The sequence below is a fragment of the Pseudomonas synxantha genome, from assembly GCF_900105675.1.
GTDB classification, from domain to species: domain Bacteria; phylum Pseudomonadota; class Gammaproteobacteria; order Pseudomonadales; family Pseudomonadaceae; genus Aquipseudomonas; species Aquipseudomonas synxantha.
The window spans coordinates 5194978-5209767 of sequence record NZ_LT629786.1 but is presented as its reverse complement, the minus strand read 5'-3'; the positions used below and the strand labels follow the sequence as shown (position 1 = coordinate 5209767).

16 protein-coding genes and 2 pseudogenes are annotated in these 14790 nt (G+C 58.1%); 15 read left to right on the top strand and 3 right to left on the bottom strand.

Features of this window, described 5'->3' with window-relative positions:
- Window position 1 precedes the first annotated feature (1 nt).
- Window positions 2–850, top strand: a pseudogene (locus tag BLU48_RS24090) (MFS transporter); the annotation flags it as partial.
- 22 nt (window positions 851–872) lie between these two features.
- On the top strand, window positions 873–1031 hold the full coding sequence (locus BLU48_RS31880; RefSeq protein WP_156422419.1) for a hypothetical protein: 159 nt from the start codon (window positions 873–875) through the stop codon (window positions 1029–1031).
- Window positions 1032–1151: 120 nt separating this feature from the next.
- Here the strand turns inward: BLU48_RS31880 and BLU48_RS24085 are convergent, their stop codons facing one another.
- The gene (locus BLU48_RS24085; protein WP_057024551.1) at window positions 1152–2348 is read right to left on the bottom strand and encodes a benzoate/H(+) symporter BenE family transporter; all 1197 of its coding nucleotides are present in this window, start codon (window positions 2346–2348) and stop codon (window positions 1152–1154) included.
- A 127-nt stretch (window positions 2349–2475) separates the two neighbouring features.
- Here BLU48_RS24085 and BLU48_RS24080 point away from each other — a divergent pair, with 127 nt between their 5' ends.
- The 11 genes from BLU48_RS24080 to BLU48_RS24030 all read left to right on the top strand — a co-directional run bounded on the left by BLU48_RS24080 (window position 2476) and on the right by BLU48_RS24030 (window position 11370).
- Window positions 2476–3147: a GntR family transcriptional regulator gene (locus tag BLU48_RS24080; RefSeq protein ID WP_057024552.1), complete on the top strand. Its 672-nt coding sequence runs from the start codon at window positions 2476–2478 to the stop codon at window positions 3145–3147.
- Between the two features lie 30 nt (window positions 3148–3177).
- Window positions 3178–4164 carry a class I SAM-dependent methyltransferase gene (locus tag BLU48_RS24075; RefSeq protein WP_057024523.1) on the top strand — a complete coding sequence of 329 codons (987 nt, stop codon included), beginning with the start codon at window positions 3178–3180 and terminating at the stop codon, window positions 4162–4164.
- A 63-nt stretch (window positions 4165–4227) separates the two neighbouring features.
- Window positions 4228–5028: a hypothetical protein gene (locus BLU48_RS24070; RefSeq protein ID WP_057024524.1), complete on the top strand. Its 801-nt coding sequence runs from the start codon at window positions 4228–4230 to the stop codon at window positions 5026–5028.
- 56 nt (window positions 5029–5084) lie between these two features.
- Window positions 5085–5315 carry an acyl carrier protein gene (locus tag BLU48_RS24065; protein WP_057024525.1) on the top strand — a complete coding sequence of 77 codons (231 nt, stop codon included), beginning with the start codon at window positions 5085–5087 and terminating at the stop codon, window positions 5313–5315.
- 10 nt (window positions 5316–5325) lie between these two features.
- Window positions 5326–6174 (top strand): alpha/beta fold hydrolase, encoded by an 849-nt coding sequence (locus BLU48_RS24060; protein WP_057024526.1) that lies wholly within the window; start codon window positions 5326–5328, stop codon window positions 6172–6174.
- On the top strand, window positions 6171–7940 hold the full coding sequence (gene cmaA / locus BLU48_RS24055) for an L-allo-isoleucine:holo-[CmaA peptidyl-carrier protein] ligase (RefSeq protein ID WP_057024527.1): 1770 nt from the start codon (window positions 6171–6173) through the stop codon (window positions 7938–7940). The genes BLU48_RS24060 and cmaA overlap by 4 nt, the downstream gene beginning before the upstream one ends.
- 8 nt (window positions 7941–7948) lie before the next feature.
- The gene (locus BLU48_RS24050) at window positions 7949–8878 is read left to right on the top strand and encodes a chlorinating enzyme (protein WP_057024528.1); all 930 of its coding nucleotides are present in this window, start codon (window positions 7949–7951) and stop codon (window positions 8876–8878) included.
- A gap of 9 nt (window positions 8879–8887) precedes the next feature.
- The gene (locus BLU48_RS24045; RefSeq protein WP_057024529.1) at window positions 8888–9310 is read left to right on the top strand and encodes a VOC family protein; all 423 of its coding nucleotides are present in this window, start codon (window positions 8888–8890) and stop codon (window positions 9308–9310) included.
- 10 nt (window positions 9311–9320) lie between these two features.
- On the top strand, window positions 9321–10082 hold the full coding sequence (locus tag BLU48_RS24040; protein WP_057024530.1) for a thioesterase II family protein: 762 nt from the start codon (window positions 9321–9323) through the stop codon (window positions 10080–10082).
- Between the two features lie 5 nt (window positions 10083–10087).
- The gene (locus BLU48_RS24035; RefSeq protein WP_057024531.1) at window positions 10088–10726 is read left to right on the top strand and encodes an alanyl-tRNA editing protein; all 639 of its coding nucleotides are present in this window, start codon (window positions 10088–10090) and stop codon (window positions 10724–10726) included.
- Between the two features lie 32 nt (window positions 10727–10758).
- Window positions 10759–11370, top strand: a complete 612-nt coding sequence (locus BLU48_RS24030; RefSeq protein ID WP_057024532.1) for a LysE family translocator — start codon at window positions 10759–10761, stop codon at window positions 11368–11370.
- A gap of 63 nt (window positions 11371–11433) precedes the next feature.
- Here the strand turns inward: BLU48_RS24030 and BLU48_RS24025 are convergent.
- Window positions 11434–11886: pseudogene (locus BLU48_RS24025) on the bottom strand (tyrosine-type recombinase/integrase); the annotation flags it as partial.
- Window positions 11887–12122: 236 nt separating this feature from the next.
- Window positions 12123–12980, bottom strand: a complete 858-nt coding sequence (locus BLU48_RS24020) for a hypothetical protein (RefSeq protein ID WP_138233667.1) — start codon at window positions 12978–12980, stop codon at window positions 12123–12125.
- A 414-nt stretch (window positions 12981–13394) separates the two neighbouring features.
- Between BLU48_RS24020 and BLU48_RS24015 the strand changes: the two genes are divergently transcribed.
- Both BLU48_RS24015 and BLU48_RS24010 read left to right on the top strand, forming a co-directional pair.
- A complete protein-coding gene (locus BLU48_RS24015) occupies window positions 13395–13622 on the top strand; it encodes a helix-turn-helix transcriptional regulator (protein ID WP_057024534.1) in 228 nt (75 codons plus the stop codon).
- 478 nt (window positions 13623–14100) lie between these two features.
- Window positions 14101–14769 (top strand): inovirus Gp2 family protein, encoded by a 669-nt coding sequence (locus BLU48_RS24010; protein WP_057024535.1) that lies wholly within the window; start codon window positions 14101–14103, stop codon window positions 14767–14769.
- Window positions 14770–14790: the final 21 nt, after the last annotated feature.

Genomic DNA, 14790 nt, shown 5'->3' with positions numbered 1-14790 from the left:
TTTGCTGGGTGGGGCGGCGGTGTTTTTGCTGCTGTTTATCATGGTTGAAAATCGGGCGGAACATCCGATGCTGGAACTGGGGCTGTTCCTGTTTCCGCGCTTTGTCGGTGTACAGATCCTGCCGATCGGCACCTGCTACTGCTACATCGTCTTGATCGTCTTGCTGCCATTTCGGTTTATCGGTGTGGAAGGGGCCAGCGCGTTTGAGGCGGGGTTGATGATGTTGGCACTCTCTGCCCCAATGCTGTTTGTACCGATGGCTGCCGCGTCGCTGACGCGCTGGCTGTCGGCAGGGATACTTTGCGCGATCGGCTTTGTGATCGCGGCGGCCGGGCTCTACTGGCTGAGTACGATTCCGGTCGGCGCCCATGCGCAGATTATCGCGGCTATGCTGCTGACCGGTATCGGCACCGGCTTGCCGTGGGGCTTGATGGATGGTTTGTCGATCAGTGTTATTCCCAAGGAACGAGCGGGGATGGCCGCGGGTATTTTCAACACCACGCGGGTGGCCAACGACGGTGTCGCCCTGGCAATTACGGTTGCGGTGCTGACGGCGCTGGTGGCGCATCATCTGAGTCTCAGTGACGCGGTCAAACTGTCTGCTGTCGACTATTCGGGTATCGCGCAACGCCTGGTAATGGGTGATATCCAACACGCGAGCGCCGACGCCGGTCAAATTCCATTAGCGGTGCTGAGCTCTGCTTATACCTCAGGGTTCAACACCTTGTTGCAGCTGTTGGCGATGTTCACGCTGTTCACTGCTGCCGTGGTCTTCCTGTTCCTGGGGCGCCAAAGCGAGGCCGGTGTTGAATCCGCGCCCGATGCCGTGCGTTTTTCATCTGATACCTGAGAGCCGCTCCGGAGCCATGCTGATGTCGCCCAATACACACTTTACGCCGCTGATTCTGGCGGGCATTGCTTTACTGTGCGGCTTGTCGGTGGCCAATGTTTACGTTAACCAGGCGCTGCTGCCGGTCTTTGCAGGTGCCTTGCACGCGGATGCAGGGCAAACCAGTTGGACATCCCTCTAAGTGGCGAGCGGCAGTAGATGGCGTTCCTGTCCATGAGGGCTTTGGCTGCAAGAGGCCCCAATCCTACCGATGCCTTGCAGTTCAATGGCTGAACCGAGCCGGGCAGATTGATAAGCGCTTTCAGCCCAGCCTTTTTTTGTTGTAGATCAGATAAAACAGGGTGCCCAGCAACAATCCCCAGAATGATGACGACACATGGAAGAAGTTCGGGAAATACACGGTGATCATCAGCGTCGCCACGGCCGGGTAGTACGGCTCAGTTTTGAGCGAATCGCGCAACGCATCTGCCAGGGTGCTGAACAGGGCCAGTGCCGCCAGCGCGAGAATGATCTGCGACGGGATCACTGACAGCAGGCTGACCAGGCCGGCCGCAAACCACGCCATTACCAGGTAGGTCCCCCCTGCAGCGCAACTGGCAATGTAGCGCAGGGATTTGTCATGGGACGCCAGCGGGCCGGCGCACATGGCCGCCGTCAGCGCCGCCAGGTTGAGGTTGTGGCAACCGAACAACGACGCGCACGAGGTGGCTAGCCCAGTGACGAATAGGGTGCCGGGAAAATGAGTGGCGTAGCCGTTGTTGCGCAAAATCAGATAGCCCGGGATGTTTTGCGAAAACAAAGTGACCACGAACAACGGGATCGACAGGTTGATAAAGGATGAGAGGGTAAACACCGGTGCGACAAACTCGACCCCGTGGACCGACGCCGCAACCACCGGTTGCACCGCCGGCTGGAACAGGAAATAGGCGAATAGCACACCGAGCGCCACCGGCAAAGCGACCAACGGCTTGTAGATAAACAGCAGCAACCAGATGCCGCTTACCAACCCGACGATCAGCGGGTAGGTCTCAAACGCTGGCACAAAGGATTTGGCCAGTGACAGCAAGACCCCCGCCAGCATCGCCGACGACAGGCTGGCGGGAATTTTCTCGATGTAGCGGGCAATACGTGGCACCGAGGCCAGGGCCAGCATCAACGCCCCCGACATGCAAAAAGCCCCCACGGCCTCATCGAACCCACCCAGCGGCTGGTTATAGCTGAGCAAAATGGCCGACCCCGGCGTCGACCAGGCAAAGGCATAAGGTTTTCTAGTGGCCAGGGAGAACCCGATCCCCATCACCCCTTGGAACAGGCACAACACCGCCAAGGCACTCACCGCCTGGGAGGGGGTGGCACCCACGTTATAAAAACCCTGCAAGACGATAAAGAACGTACTGATAAAGCCGATCAGCGCGGCACTCGCGCCCGTGCTGACCAGGCTCACCCACTCGCCGGGCACCTGGCCCCCTGCGACGCCAGTCTTACTCAAAGCACTCATGCTGCCACCTCGCTCGTCGGATTTGCGACGAAAGAAAAGGGCCAATCTTGCAATCCAAAATATTCGATGCTAAAACCAATATCCATTGGATATTGGATATGTTGTCCAATAGTAGTGAGAAGTGGATTTGAAAAGCAAACTGCTCAGCGACCTCGGAGAGATTCAACACAGGACTGCCAGCGAGCAGATTGAACAGGTGTTAAAGCAGGCAATTCTGGAGGGCCGTCTTCCTCCGGGAGAGGTCTTGCGCCAGGAAGAGCTGGCGCAAACCTTCAACGTCAGTCGGATGCCAGTTCGCGAGGCCCTGAAGAAGCTGGAAGCGCAAGCACTGGTGGACTTCGTACCCTATAAGGGCGCGATCGTGACGGAGATTTCCAAAGCCGATGGCCTCGATAACTACGCCATCCGCCTGGCACTGGAACCGGCCGCCATTCGGTATTCGATTCCTTTTTTGACAAGTGACGATCTGCAGTTGGCCCGGGACTTGATCCAGCAAATGCATGACGAAACGGAAATGGACCAACTGGGTGTACTGAACAAACGTTTTCACATGTGCCTGTACGGCAAGACGCCCCATGTGAAGTTGTTGCAATTGGTGGAGAAACAGCTGTCGGTGGAGGATCGATACCTGCGCTTTCACCTGTCGGCCATGGGACGCGAGCACATGTCACAAGATGAACACCTGGCGATGGTTGAAGCTGCAACCCACCAGGACCTTGATCGCGCCGAAGCGTTGGTGCGCAAGCATTTGATTAAGGCAGCCATTGCACTGGAAAACTTTTTCGACCGAAAAACCTGAGCGCAGGCTCATCACACACGGAGGTGGATCATGACCCAGGTCATGTCAGCAACAGCCATAGACTCTGCGCAAAACCTGGCAGGCAAGTCGATTTTCCTGGAGATGGGCGCACGCCTGGGGGTCGTCGAACTGCTGATGCAGGGCGAGCCGTTCGAGGCCGGGCAAGTGGTGCGTATCAGCGGCGCCAAACAGCATTTCGTAGAGTCTTACCTCAAGGCGCTGTGCAAGCTGGGGCTGGCGACTGAGCGTGCGGGCCACTACACCGGCACTGCCGAGCTGCCGGTAGCGGTCAATAACTGCGGCTACCTGCTCTGGGCCCTGCAGTCCTGTGCACCGCTGATCGAACACCCGGTGCAGTTCGCCAACGACTTGCCCGGTTCGATCGATACCTACGTGCGTAACGGCGAACACGTGGCCAGGACGTCCAAGTGGATGGGGGCGACCGACTTTTATCCCCATGCCGAAAAGGAAATCCTGAACGCCAACCCGAAGAAGATCATCGACTTCGGCTCCGGCACCTGCGGATTATTGATCCGCCTGCTGGAGCAACTGCCCAACGCCACTGCCATAGGCATCGACCTGAGCGCGAGCGCCTGCGAGAAGGCCCGGGAAATTATCGAGGGCAAAGGCCTGAGCCAGCGAATTCAGGTGATCCACGCACCGGTGGAGAGCCTGATCACTGACCCGAGCCTGCTCAAGGATGTCGATGTCATTCACGCAGGCTTCGTGTTCCACGACCTCAACCCCACCCAGAGCCAAGTCCTGCCGCGCCTGCTGGCCGCCATCAAGGCCGCCTCGCCCCAGGCCAAGCTGGTGATTGCCGACGCCATCCCTGATGACGCGCCCTGGGAAAACAACGCTTACTCGCTGGCATTCACGTTTTTGCACACCCACTTCATGGACCGCAAATTCCCGACGGAAGACGGCTGGCGCGGGCTCCTTGAAAAAGCCGGGTTCAGCGACGTGACTATCAGCAAACCCGGCCTTTCCGGCAGTCGCCTGATCGTCGGTCACTAGAGCAACACCCAACCTCAAGCAGTAAGAAATCCTATGCAGTAACCACTCATCGGGAGATCGATCATGCGTATAGAAAACCTTGTGGACCGCGTCAAAACCCATCGTTGCTACAGCCATCCGATTTTCCAGAACTGGGCGCGGGTCAACCCCGGCACCGAGGCCATCGGCGCCCTTTTCCACCATATCCGCAGTTTTTGCGACGCCACCCGTCCCGGCTGGAACCTGCCCCAGGGCTTGAAGCAGATCGGCCTGTCCACGGAAAGCCACCTGCTCCAGGAGATCGTCGACAGCGAGGAAAACCACGGCCCGGAACTGGCCATGATGGCCGGGCATATCATCAACCGCTCGGTGCCTGGCAAGCCGGTTTTCGACGACCTGACCGACCAGATCCACATCGAGTCCATGCTCAAGCGCTGCTCCGACGAACTGCTCGGCCAACTGCCCGGGTATGACTTCAGCACCGGCCTGATGCCCCAGACCAAAAAAGCCATCCAGACCTTCGAAGCGCGCAAGTCCACGGCCGCCCAAGACGTGTACAAAAGCCTCGGTACGGCCCTGGCTCTGGAGATCATTTCCAACCGGCAACTGATTCCCGGCGAAAAGGCCTGCCTGATCGATAGCGGTTTGTACCGCGCCAGTTTCGACGAGCCGGCGATGCATTACCTGGTGGAGCACTACGGCGAAACCGGCGCCGAATGTCAGCACGAACAAAACGCCATCGAGGCCGTAGGCTCGGTACTCAACCCCGACAACAGCGCGGCGATCGTGCAGGGCGCCGATGACTTCCTCAACAACCTGGAAGCCCTGTGGGATCTGCTCGATGCCACCCTGCTGCAGGCCGAGGGCGACCGCGTCGCGGCGTGAACCTTACCGTCGGGCCGGGTAACCGGCCCCCTTAATGACAACAAGGCAGGTAGACCATGAGCTCAGCAAAACTCGACAAGATCTTCGAAGCCATCTTCCAGCGCCCGGTGGGCGACCATGAAGACATCTTCGACCTGGGCGCCAACTCCCTCACAGCGATCCAGTTGATCGGCCAGGTCAACGAGGCGTTCGGCGCCAACATCAACATGGAGCAGTTTTTCCGCATGCCCTGCAAACAAACGGTACTTGCGCAGTTGCAAGCCACCCACACAGCACACACGGTCTGAGAGGGTTGCCATGCACAGCCTGTTCACCCTGACCCTGAATCTGGAACGTGCTGGCAAGGTGATCTGTGTCCAGAGCCTGCCGCTCGACCCTGCGCGGGCAACCCTATTGTTGCTGTCGCCGGTGGGCACCCAGTGCTTCTACATGAAGAACGCAGCGCTGTTTCTGATCAGCCGTTTCAACCTGATCATCCTCGAAAGCGACGCCTTGCTGGCATACGCCGCGGCAGCCGACCTGGCGCCCGACGAAGGCGTCGCCGACTTTCTCCGCCAGTTCCATGCAGCGCTGCCCAAGGCCGTGCACGTGGATGCGCTGGTGGGTTATTGCTCCTCGGCGCCACTGGCGTTGCTGGCCGCCAGCCTGGGCGCTTGTCGCACCTTGCTGCTGCTCAATGGCGCGTACTTTCTCAAGAATGACGAGGTCAGCAAAAGCCAGTACGAACGCGATGTGGAGCGCATGATGCAGTCGATTCCCCAGGGCAATTGCGCCCGGGTGTACGAGGCCGTGAGCCTGGTGCACGCCAACAGCGCCTATACCCCCAGCGACTATCGCTACCAGCAGGTGCGCCCTCTGCGGGAATTGCCCGCATTCCGCCAGTACCTGACGTTCCTCAACAGCCTGGCGAGCCTGGAAGTGGTCAGGACAGCACAGGCCGTACAGGCGCCCACGCTGGTGTGGTGCGGCAGCCAGGACCGCTATACCGACACTGCGTCTTCCCGGTACATCGCCAAATGGCTGCCCCACAGTGAATTGGTGGAGGACCCAGACGGCCAGCACCACGACTTTGTCGACGGCCACAAACAGTTGTACCAGGCCATAACCCGTTTTCTGACCCATCACCAGCAGAGGGTCGTTCAATGAATGCCCACAACTCGCTGCCCACCAAAGCCTACCGCCGGTTCCAGTCGATCTGCACGCAAACGCCCAACGCGATTGCCGTGGTCGACGAAGGACAGTCGGTCACCTATCAACAGCTCCACACGCTGGTGCTGGAACGTTGCGCGGAACTGACGCGCCAAGGTTTGGCCGAGCACCCTTACGTACCGCTGATGGCCAGCCGGTGCCTGGCATATCTGGTGACAGTCCTGGCCTGCTGCAAACTGGGCATTGCCTACGTCTGCATCGAACCAGGCACGCCAGGCAAACGCCTGATCGCCTTGCTGGAACAACTGGGCTGCAGCCATTTGCTGCTGCTCGGCCAGCCAGCAGACGTGCGCCTTGACCCACGGCTGACCTGCTTTCGCCTGGATGCCAGCGGAACCCTCAACGCCGAAGGGCCGGCCTTGCGCCCGCCCATCCAGCGGTGTTTGGCTGACGCCTCGGTGATCACTGTGATGTTCACCTCCGGCACTACCGGAGTTCCCAAGGGTGTGCGCATCAGCCATGACGGGCTGCTGAACCTGGTGGACAACGTGCAGCGTCAGGTCCAGGGCATGGCTCGCAGCTATGTGCATCATTCGTCCATCGGCTTCGACGCCGCCTTGTTTGAAGTCTGGGTGCCGCTGCTGACCGGCGCCCGCGTCACCCTGCAACACGGTGCGTTCAATATCGACAGCCTCACTCAATGCGTGCTCGCGGCCCGGTGCGATGTGCTGTTGCTGACGACCTCGCTGTTCCACCTGGTGGCGCAGCACCGCCTGTCGATGCTCGACTCGGTGCGCGTGCTTTACGTGGGCGGCGAAGTACTCAAGCCAGTGCATGCCCGCGCCCTGCTGGTGGCCAACCCCGGCATTACCTTGGTGAATGGCTATGGCCCCACCGAGAACACGGTGTTCTCCACCTGGTACAGCCTGAACAAACCCCAGGACGCCGAGCTGGATGTACTGCCCATCGGGCAATTGCTCAACCAGGTACACGCTAAAATCGTCGACGCCCAACTGCAAGAAGTCGACCCCGGCACGCCCGGCGAGCTGCTGCTTGCGGGCGCCAACCTGGCCCTGGGTTACCTTGACGAAGCGTTGACTGAGACCCGCTTCCTGCAGCTGCCGGAGGGTACCTATTACCGCACCGGCGACTACGTGACAGAAGGTAAGCACGGATTGCTTTTTTACCAGGGCCGCATCGACGAACAGGTGAAAATCAAAGGCTACCGCGTGGAAATCGCCGAGGTCGAACACGCCCTGACCCAACTGCCCGGCATCGCCCAGGCCGTGGTGCTGGCACGCGCCATGAATGCACTGGAAAACAGCCTGCACGCGTTCATCGTATTCCAGCATGGCTGGCCAAATACCGATGAAGGCAAGCTGATGAGCCTGCTGGGCGGCCAGCTTCCCCACTACATGGTGCCGACCCGGATCCACCACTTGCCGGAACTTCCGCTGACGGCCAACGGCAAGGTCGACAAGCGCCGTTTGCAGACGCTGGAGACAGCACCGGCAGCGTCACCCCGTCAGGCCGGTTCAGCCGTGCTCGAGGCCTGGTCCGGCATCCTCGGCACCCGCAACCTGCAGCTGGAAAACTCTATTTACGCCTATGGCGCCTCGTCCTTGAGTGTGGTCATGGCCCATAGCCGAATCAACCAGACCCTTGGCAGAAGAACCCCGTTCGACGAAGTCGCCAGGCTGAACACCTTGCAAGAGTGGGTGCAGTACTACGCAACGCATGAAAACCTCAGTAACTTCTCTTAGGAGCCGACATGGACATCACTGACTTTTCGTTGACGGAACAGGAACTTCAGCAATTCGACCGGGATGGGTTTATCGGTCCCTTCACGCTCTATGAGCCTGAAGAGATGAAACAGATGCACAAAACCGTGCGCGCTCAACTGTTCAACCGCACCCACGCGCCCTACGACGCACCGCTGGATGTGGCGATCACCAACTACGACCGCCACCTGGATGTGGACTTGCTGACCCACCACGTGTTTCGAAAGGAAATCGTGCACCGCCTGCGCAGCATCCTCGGCCCGGACGTGATCTGCTGGCGCAGCGAGTTCATCCCCAAGTACCCGGGCAACGAAGGCACCGACTGGCACCAGGCAGACACCTTCGGCCACGCTTCCGGCGAGCCGCAACTGGTGTGGCCCGAGGACGAGTCGTTCGGCGGCGCCATCAATGTTTGGACCGGCTTCACCGATGCCACCCAGGAAAACGGCTGCATGCTGTTTATCCCCGGCACCCACAAGCAAATGAACTACGACGAGTCCATCGGCATGACGTTCGACCCGGTGGCCAACAAGGACGTGGTCAAGGGCCAGTACGCACGGGGGTTCAACGGCTATGACTACAGCACCCTGCAAAAGGACAAGTCGTGGCAGCCGGATGAGGCGGCGGCGGTGCCAATCGTGATGAAGGCAGGCCAATTCGTGATCTTCCGCTCGATGCTCATGCACTGCTCGCTACCCAACTCGACAACCGACAAGACCCGCCTGGGTTATGTGGCCCGCTACGTGCCCGGACGGGTCAAGGTTTACCCCGATACCGATTACGTGAAGGAGTTTGGTGGCGAGTATCGCCTGGACCGGTTCGGCGTGGTGCAGGTGGCCGGTACCGCCACCGACCACAAGAACCGGGTGGCGGCCAAGAGCCTTAGCGGCCTGGATCTCAAACCCCTGGCCACATACTGAGGATTGACCATGGAACAGCCCTCTTACCTGGCCATTGACCACATTGCGTATGCCACCCGGTCCACGGAGAAAACCTCGGCGTTCTTCACGGCCCTGGGGTTCGAGGTGCTGTTCCATAAACAACCGATCGATACGTTTGGTGTGCTGATCACCAAGCTGCGCTCTCCGGCGGGGGAAATCGTGGAAGTGGTCGAACCCTTACGCGCCGACAGCGTCGTCAGCCGGTTGCTGGTGAATGTGGAGGCATGCGTTTACCACGTGGCCTTCAGGGTCGGCGACATGCAGGCCACCCAAGCGTCCCTGGCGAGCCTCGGCGGCGTTACGGTGACCACGCCCATGGCCATTCCGTACCCGGCTACCGCGGAACATCGTTCGCTGACCACCTCGCACATGTTCCACCCAGCAGTGGGCCTGTTCGAGATCACCGGTTAAGGAGCTGGCCATGGTCGCTGCCCTTTTGGCGCAACAGCGCTGGCTTGCACCGCTGCCCGGTGCCCTCGCAAACCCCGACCGCTTGCTGCTGTGCTTTCCCTATGGCGGTGGGGGGGCCTCGGCGTTTAATGACTTGAGCCGCTTGGCCGATATCGGTATCGCGGCGTGGGCCGTCAAGCTGCCCGGGCGCGAGGAACGCGGCCATGAAGCATCAGCCACGCAGATCGCAATTCTGATTGAGGCCATTATCGATGAACTGCGAGGCGTGAGCGTACCGTATGCGTTCTACGGTCACAGTTTCGGGGCCGGGCTGGCGCTGGACGTCGCCCACGCGCTGGCCGAACGCGACCGACCGTTGCCGACGCACTTGATCCTGTCCGGGCGCATGCCGCCCCATGCCGGCTACTCGCCGCTGCTGGGGGCGATGGACGACCATCAACTGTGGCGGCACGTGTGTGCAGAGAGCCCGTTGCCGCTGCCGACGGATGCCTCATGCAGTTTCGCCCGCCACGCCCTGGGCAAGCTCAAGGCCGACCTGGCGCTCAACGCGCAACTCACTTATCACTTTATCCGCCCGCTGCCGGTGCCTCTGCACATTCTCAACGGTAGGGACGACCCGTTGCTTGACCCCCTACGCCTGGACGAGTGGCAGCACTACACCAGTGCCGGCTTCCATAGCGAGTGCGTGCCCGGCGGGCATTTTTTCTTCAACAGCGATTTTCAACGTTTGTATTCACCCCTTTTAACCGCCCTCAATGAACAAGGCAGCTAAGCGTTATGGAACGTGCATTCTGGAACACCCCTTATCTCTCGTCCCTGGACGCTCGCGTGCTGAGCATCGAAGGGCGCGACGTGGTGATCAGCCCGACGATTTTCTTCGCCGAATCCGGCGGCCAGGAGTCAGATCAGGGCCGCATCAACCGGATCGACGTCAGCCAGGCCACGGTTGCCGATGATCGCATCATCTACCGCCTCGCCGAGGAGCCGGACTTTGCCGTGGGTGACCTGGTCAGCGTGGAGATCGACTGGCCCCGGCGGTATGCGCTGATGCGCCTGCATTTCGCCGCCGAGATCGTCCTGGAGTTGTTCTACAAGAAATTCCCGGCCCTGGAAAAGATCGGCGCGCACATCAGCCAGAGCAAGGCGCGGATCGACTTTGCGCTGATGGGCAATATCAGCCAGTACTTCCCCGAGATATTGCAGGACGTCGAGCAACTAGTGGCGGCCGACCTGCCGATTGAAAGTCGCTTTACCGATGCAGAGCGCTTGCGCCGTTGCTGGTACATTGAGGGGTTTTCAGAGGTGCCCTGTGGCGGCACACACCTGCGCACCACAGGCGAGGTCGGGCGTATTCGCCTCAAGCGCAACAACATTGGCGCGCACAAAGAACGCGTCGAAATCTACCTGGTGGACTGACCGCACAGCAGCGGTTTCAGGAGACAACCATCATGCTCAACGTCATGTCTGCACTTGGGTTGCTGCTATTGATGCCGGGGCCAACCAATACTCTATTGCTGCGCTCCGGAGTGCTCAGCGGCTTCCGGCGCGCCTGGCCCCTGAGCCTGCTGGAGTGCCTGGCCTACCTGCTGCAGATTTCCTTCTGGGGCTACCTGCTCAGCCATATCGGCGACAGTGCGCCCTGGTGCCTGAAGTGGGTGCAACTGGCGTCGGTGGCGTATCTGATCAAGACCTCCTACCGACTCTGGCGTCACCCCGATAACCCGCGCAATCCCCTTCCCGAGGCGCGGGCCTCGCGGCTGCATTTCTTTTTGCTCACCCTGATCAACCCCAAGGGTTTACTGGTGGTCTCGTTCATCGTGCCGGTGCAGACCTTTGCGGATATCACCCTGTACCTGCATTTTGTCGCACAATTCAGCGTGGTGGTGATTCCGGTCGGCTGCACCTGGGTGCTGTTCGGGGCACGCATCAAACGCAGCGGGCATGCCTGGCTGACGCCGCTGAATATCAACCGCACGGCCTCTGTGGTGATCGGCTGCTTCGCGATGGCGATCCTTTCCCGATTGACGGGCTCCTTGATCAACACCAGCGTGGCCTTTTAATCCCCCCACGCCCGCCGGCGTTTTGCCAGTAGCAAGAATTTGCTTTGCCAATCCAGTGGTCACTCAGCGTATCGAGACGACATTGTGATCCCTGATTTGATTGATGTCAGATGCCGACAGGCTGCCGGTGGCCGCCTTCTGGATATGTTCACTCCACCAAGCCATCATTGGGCGTCAGCGTTCGATGTAATCCGCCCGGTTGTAAGCGTTTCGAATTTTATCCTTATCGACATGCGCCAGCGCGACTTCGATTAGCTCCGGATCCCATCCATGCTCGTTCAGAATTGTGCGGGCCATGGAGCGCATGCCGTGGCTGACCAAACGGTCCTGAAAGCCCATTCGTTTCAACGCCATGTTGGCTGTCTGGCTATTCGCGTGGGTGCGCGGGTTTCTATCTGACGGGAACACATAACCCCTGTGGCCGCTATGGGGCTTAAGCGTCTCCAATAACGAGAGTGCATGTTCGGTCTGCGGGATTATGTGCGGACGACGCTTTCTCATTCGCTCCGCAGGGATTCAAAAATTTAGAAAGCTTCCCGTAGCCCTGAAATCCCCGTATTTACTGGGTTTCAGGCACAAAAAAAGACGTCCGTGGACGTCTTTAGATGTTGAAGTGGTGGGCCGGGGTAATCTGAACAGGCCTATTAAGTTGTTGATTTTAATAGATAAATATCTGTTAAGTATTTTCTTGGAATACCTTTTGGAATACCCATCGATGAATTTAAATTCGGGACGCTTTGGGTTGAGAAAACTTATCGTGTCACGAGGTAAAGCCTGTGCGCTGTCTCACTCAGTATGAGCTCCTCAAGAATTTTCGTCCTAGACAACTGATGCTCTTCGGCAAGCTTATCGAGGGCGGCGTTGATGTTGTTGTTAAGCACAAAGTTGTACTGCTTCTTGTGGGTAGCGTTCACTCGCGTCTTTTGCGTGCTCCAGCGTCTCTTGATCTTCTCCACGTAGAGCTCTTTTTCGCCGGATGAGGCGCTACTGTGGTCGAAAAACTCCAGTAGCTCGCCATGTCGGGTGAAAGGCTTTTCTTGTCGGATTAGCGTCGGCTGGTTCTGCTCTAGCCAACTCCACGCCAGTGAGCATTTTTCTCGCTCATCTTGGTCTTTGAACCACTTGAAGATTTTGTCGGTTCGCAGGTGCTCATTCCAGTCTTCCGAAAGGTAGCGTAACGCCCTCTCTTTCCTGCTGAATTCCGTATTCCAAAGGTCGAAAAGTACTATCACCTGATCCTTGTTGGGTAGTGTTCGGAAAATGCTGTTGCGCAGTCTTAGGTTGGTCTTCCTCATGGCTTCTGCTGCCAACCATTTCGGCTGCCGCCCGTTCTTTTCTATCCAGCCAAAAGCTTCCAGCGGGAGGAGTTGCGTTTCTCGAGCGTGTTCAATTTCGCGTTTTAGACTTCGGCTGTCTTTGAGTGTCTGCGCGATTTTGTCACGCATCGTAGGGCTATTGAATTGGCAGTCATCGAGGCGCTCTCCTTCCCGTCCGACTAGAGATAGCCACAGCCAGGCCACCTCTCGGTTATTTAGTGACCATCCAGTCAGCAAGGCAGAAAGATTGTCATCGTCATCTTTTTGAGTGTCTTCGCTCAGAACAAAGGTCATGGGTAGATCGCTTATAGATGTTTTGTAGAGCATATTAAGACGATTTCTAGATGTAAGATAGGTGCGTGATAGATAAGGATAAATTTCTATTGTGGCCCGGTTTGTATGGCCCCTACAGCTTTCAAGGGTGCTACAAGCGGGATTTTTGGTAAGTCGGTAAACCTGCAACCTGCGATGCCAGTGGCGTGACATAAGCAATTCGTTGAGGTCAGGATTGACTAGGGATGGTTACGCTCCTTTGAAGTTATTCCCATGGCGGGTCTGCTCACTGCTGCATAAGTGCTCGCACCGACGCTGATGCGGAAAGTCCAGGCACTTACAGAGTGATTGCCGTGATTACGATTTTGGATTGTTCCTGAGCAGTATTTTTTTACTGCCACTGCAGATCCTCTGAGCTAACAGAGGAGCCCGCTCATGAGGATCATTCGCCTGAAAGAAGTAATCGATTCGACCGGCTTGGCACGGTCGACCATCTACAAGTACATCGGGGAGGGCACCTTCCCGAAGCCGGTTTCGTTGGGGGATCGCTGCGTCGGCTGGGTAGACAGCGAGGTACACGACTGGATCCTGGCAAGGATTGAGGAGCGCGATTCGGCTGAAGACTCTCCAGTCCGACTTGGCCGCCTGGGCGTGGTCAGCTAGTAGCTAACTTTTAGGCCATGACCGGGCGAAAGCCCGTCATGGCCTTTATGCCGGTTGAGCCTTGCCGACCACTTGGCACTCCCTCCAGTAAGTCCGGGTTATGTTGCTCCCCATCGCTCGGGTTGCTGGAGGTCAGAGGGCCAGTGCCGGAGCTGTTGGAGCTGCCGGACGATGATTTATTTCCGGAGTGAGGCATAGGGTGAAAATGACGGTGTGGCTGGTTAGTCGGGGTCATTTTCCCAGGCACATCGGGGAAGGTGTTTTCGGTATGGGTAATATGCTTTTACTACTACTTACCACCTGTAAGGTTAGTAGGCTGGATACATCATCACCTGATGGGCTATTACCCCTTTTGGCTCGCATACCGGTGGTATCACAACTATCTACTCGGTAGAGGTCTATCGGCCCGGAAAAGGTAGCGGTTAAAAATTACACAGTAGGCACTGGTTATGTAACTCACTAACTGAGAGTCATAACCATGCTTCGACATCCCGATAACACCAATCTCCATCTGCACCGCGAAGACACCTTCGAAGGCTTGCCAGTCATGGTCGAGAAAGGCCCCTTCGTTCGGCAATACCTATCCCGCTTGAAGCGCACCATAGATTTAGCTCTTAGCCAATACTCCAGAGTACTGGCCTTTAGAGTGGATCTCCGTCTGCCGCTCGGAGTCGATCTACCTGAATATGCGTACACGAATGAGGTCATAAGTAGGTTCGTAGCTTCCTTCAGCGCGAAGATCGAGCATAACCGTGACAAGGCCCGTGAGCGGAGCCTGTACGCTCATGACTGCAAGGTCCGCTACGTCTGGGCCAGAGAAGTGGGGCATGGCAACAGGCCTCATTACCACCTGGTGATATTGCTCAATCGAGATGCGTACCGGGCAGTAGGTCGGCTTGTATCCAGACGACCAAGGATCTTTAGTCGCATGGAGGAGGCATGGGCCAGTGCTTTGGGCCTGCCTGACGATCAAGTTGACGGGCTGGTCGAGATCCCTCGCAACGCAGAGTACCGATTAAACCGGTATCTGCGTGCCGGCGATGAGGACGTGCTGCCGGGTCTGTTCTACCGCGCCAGCTACCTGTGCAAGTCAGCTACGAAGTTGTATGGGGACAACCATCATGCCTTTGGATGCAGCAGGAGCTAAACCACGCCTCTGGTCTTGACT

Bases quoted from the DNA above. Each gene is read 5' to 3' on its own strand.
- BLU48_RS31880 (WP_156422419.1), top strand. From the start codon at position 873: ATGTCGCCCAATACACACTTTACGCCGCTGATTCTGGCGGGCATTGCT.
- BLU48_RS24085 (WP_057024551.1), bottom strand. From the start codon at position 2,348: ATGAGTGCTTTGAGTAAGACTGGCGTCGCAGGGGGCCAGGTGCCCGGC.
- BLU48_RS24075 (WP_057024523.1), top strand. From the start codon at position 3,178: ATGACCCAGGTCATGTCAGCAACAGCCATAGACTCTGCGCAAAACCTG.
- BLU48_RS24070 (WP_057024524.1), top strand. From the start codon at position 4,228: ATGCGTATAGAAAACCTTGTGGACCGCGTCAAAACCCATCGTTGCTAC.
- BLU48_RS24065 (WP_057024525.1), top strand. From the start codon at position 5,085: ATGAGCTCAGCAAAACTCGACAAGATCTTCGAAGCCATCTTCCAGCGC.
- BLU48_RS24060 (WP_057024526.1), top strand. From the start codon at position 5,326: ATGCACAGCCTGTTCACCCTGACCCTGAATCTGGAACGTGCTGGCAAG.
- cmaA (WP_057024527.1), top strand. From the start codon at position 6,171: ATGAATGCCCACAACTCGCTGCCCACCAAAGCCTACCGCCGGTTCCAG.
- BLU48_RS24050 (WP_057024528.1), top strand. From the start codon at position 7,949: ATGGACATCACTGACTTTTCGTTGACGGAACAGGAACTTCAGCAATTC.
- BLU48_RS24045 (WP_057024529.1), top strand. From the start codon at position 8,888: ATGGAACAGCCCTCTTACCTGGCCATTGACCACATTGCGTATGCCACC.
- BLU48_RS24040 (WP_057024530.1), top strand. From the start codon at position 9,321: ATGGTCGCTGCCCTTTTGGCGCAACAGCGCTGGCTTGCACCGCTGCCC.
- BLU48_RS24035 (WP_057024531.1), top strand. From the start codon at position 10,088: ATGGAACGTGCATTCTGGAACACCCCTTATCTCTCGTCCCTGGACGCT.
- BLU48_RS24030 (WP_057024532.1), top strand. From the start codon at position 10,759: ATGCTCAACGTCATGTCTGCACTTGGGTTGCTGCTATTGATGCCGGGG.
- BLU48_RS24020 (WP_138233667.1), bottom strand. From the start codon at position 12,980: ATGACCTTTGTTCTGAGCGAAGACACTCAAAAAGATGACGATGACAAT.
- BLU48_RS24015 (WP_057024534.1), top strand. From the start codon at position 13,395: ATGAGGATCATTCGCCTGAAAGAAGTAATCGATTCGACCGGCTTGGCA.
- BLU48_RS24010 (WP_057024535.1), top strand. From the start codon at position 14,101: ATGCTTCGACATCCCGATAACACCAATCTCCATCTGCACCGCGAAGAC.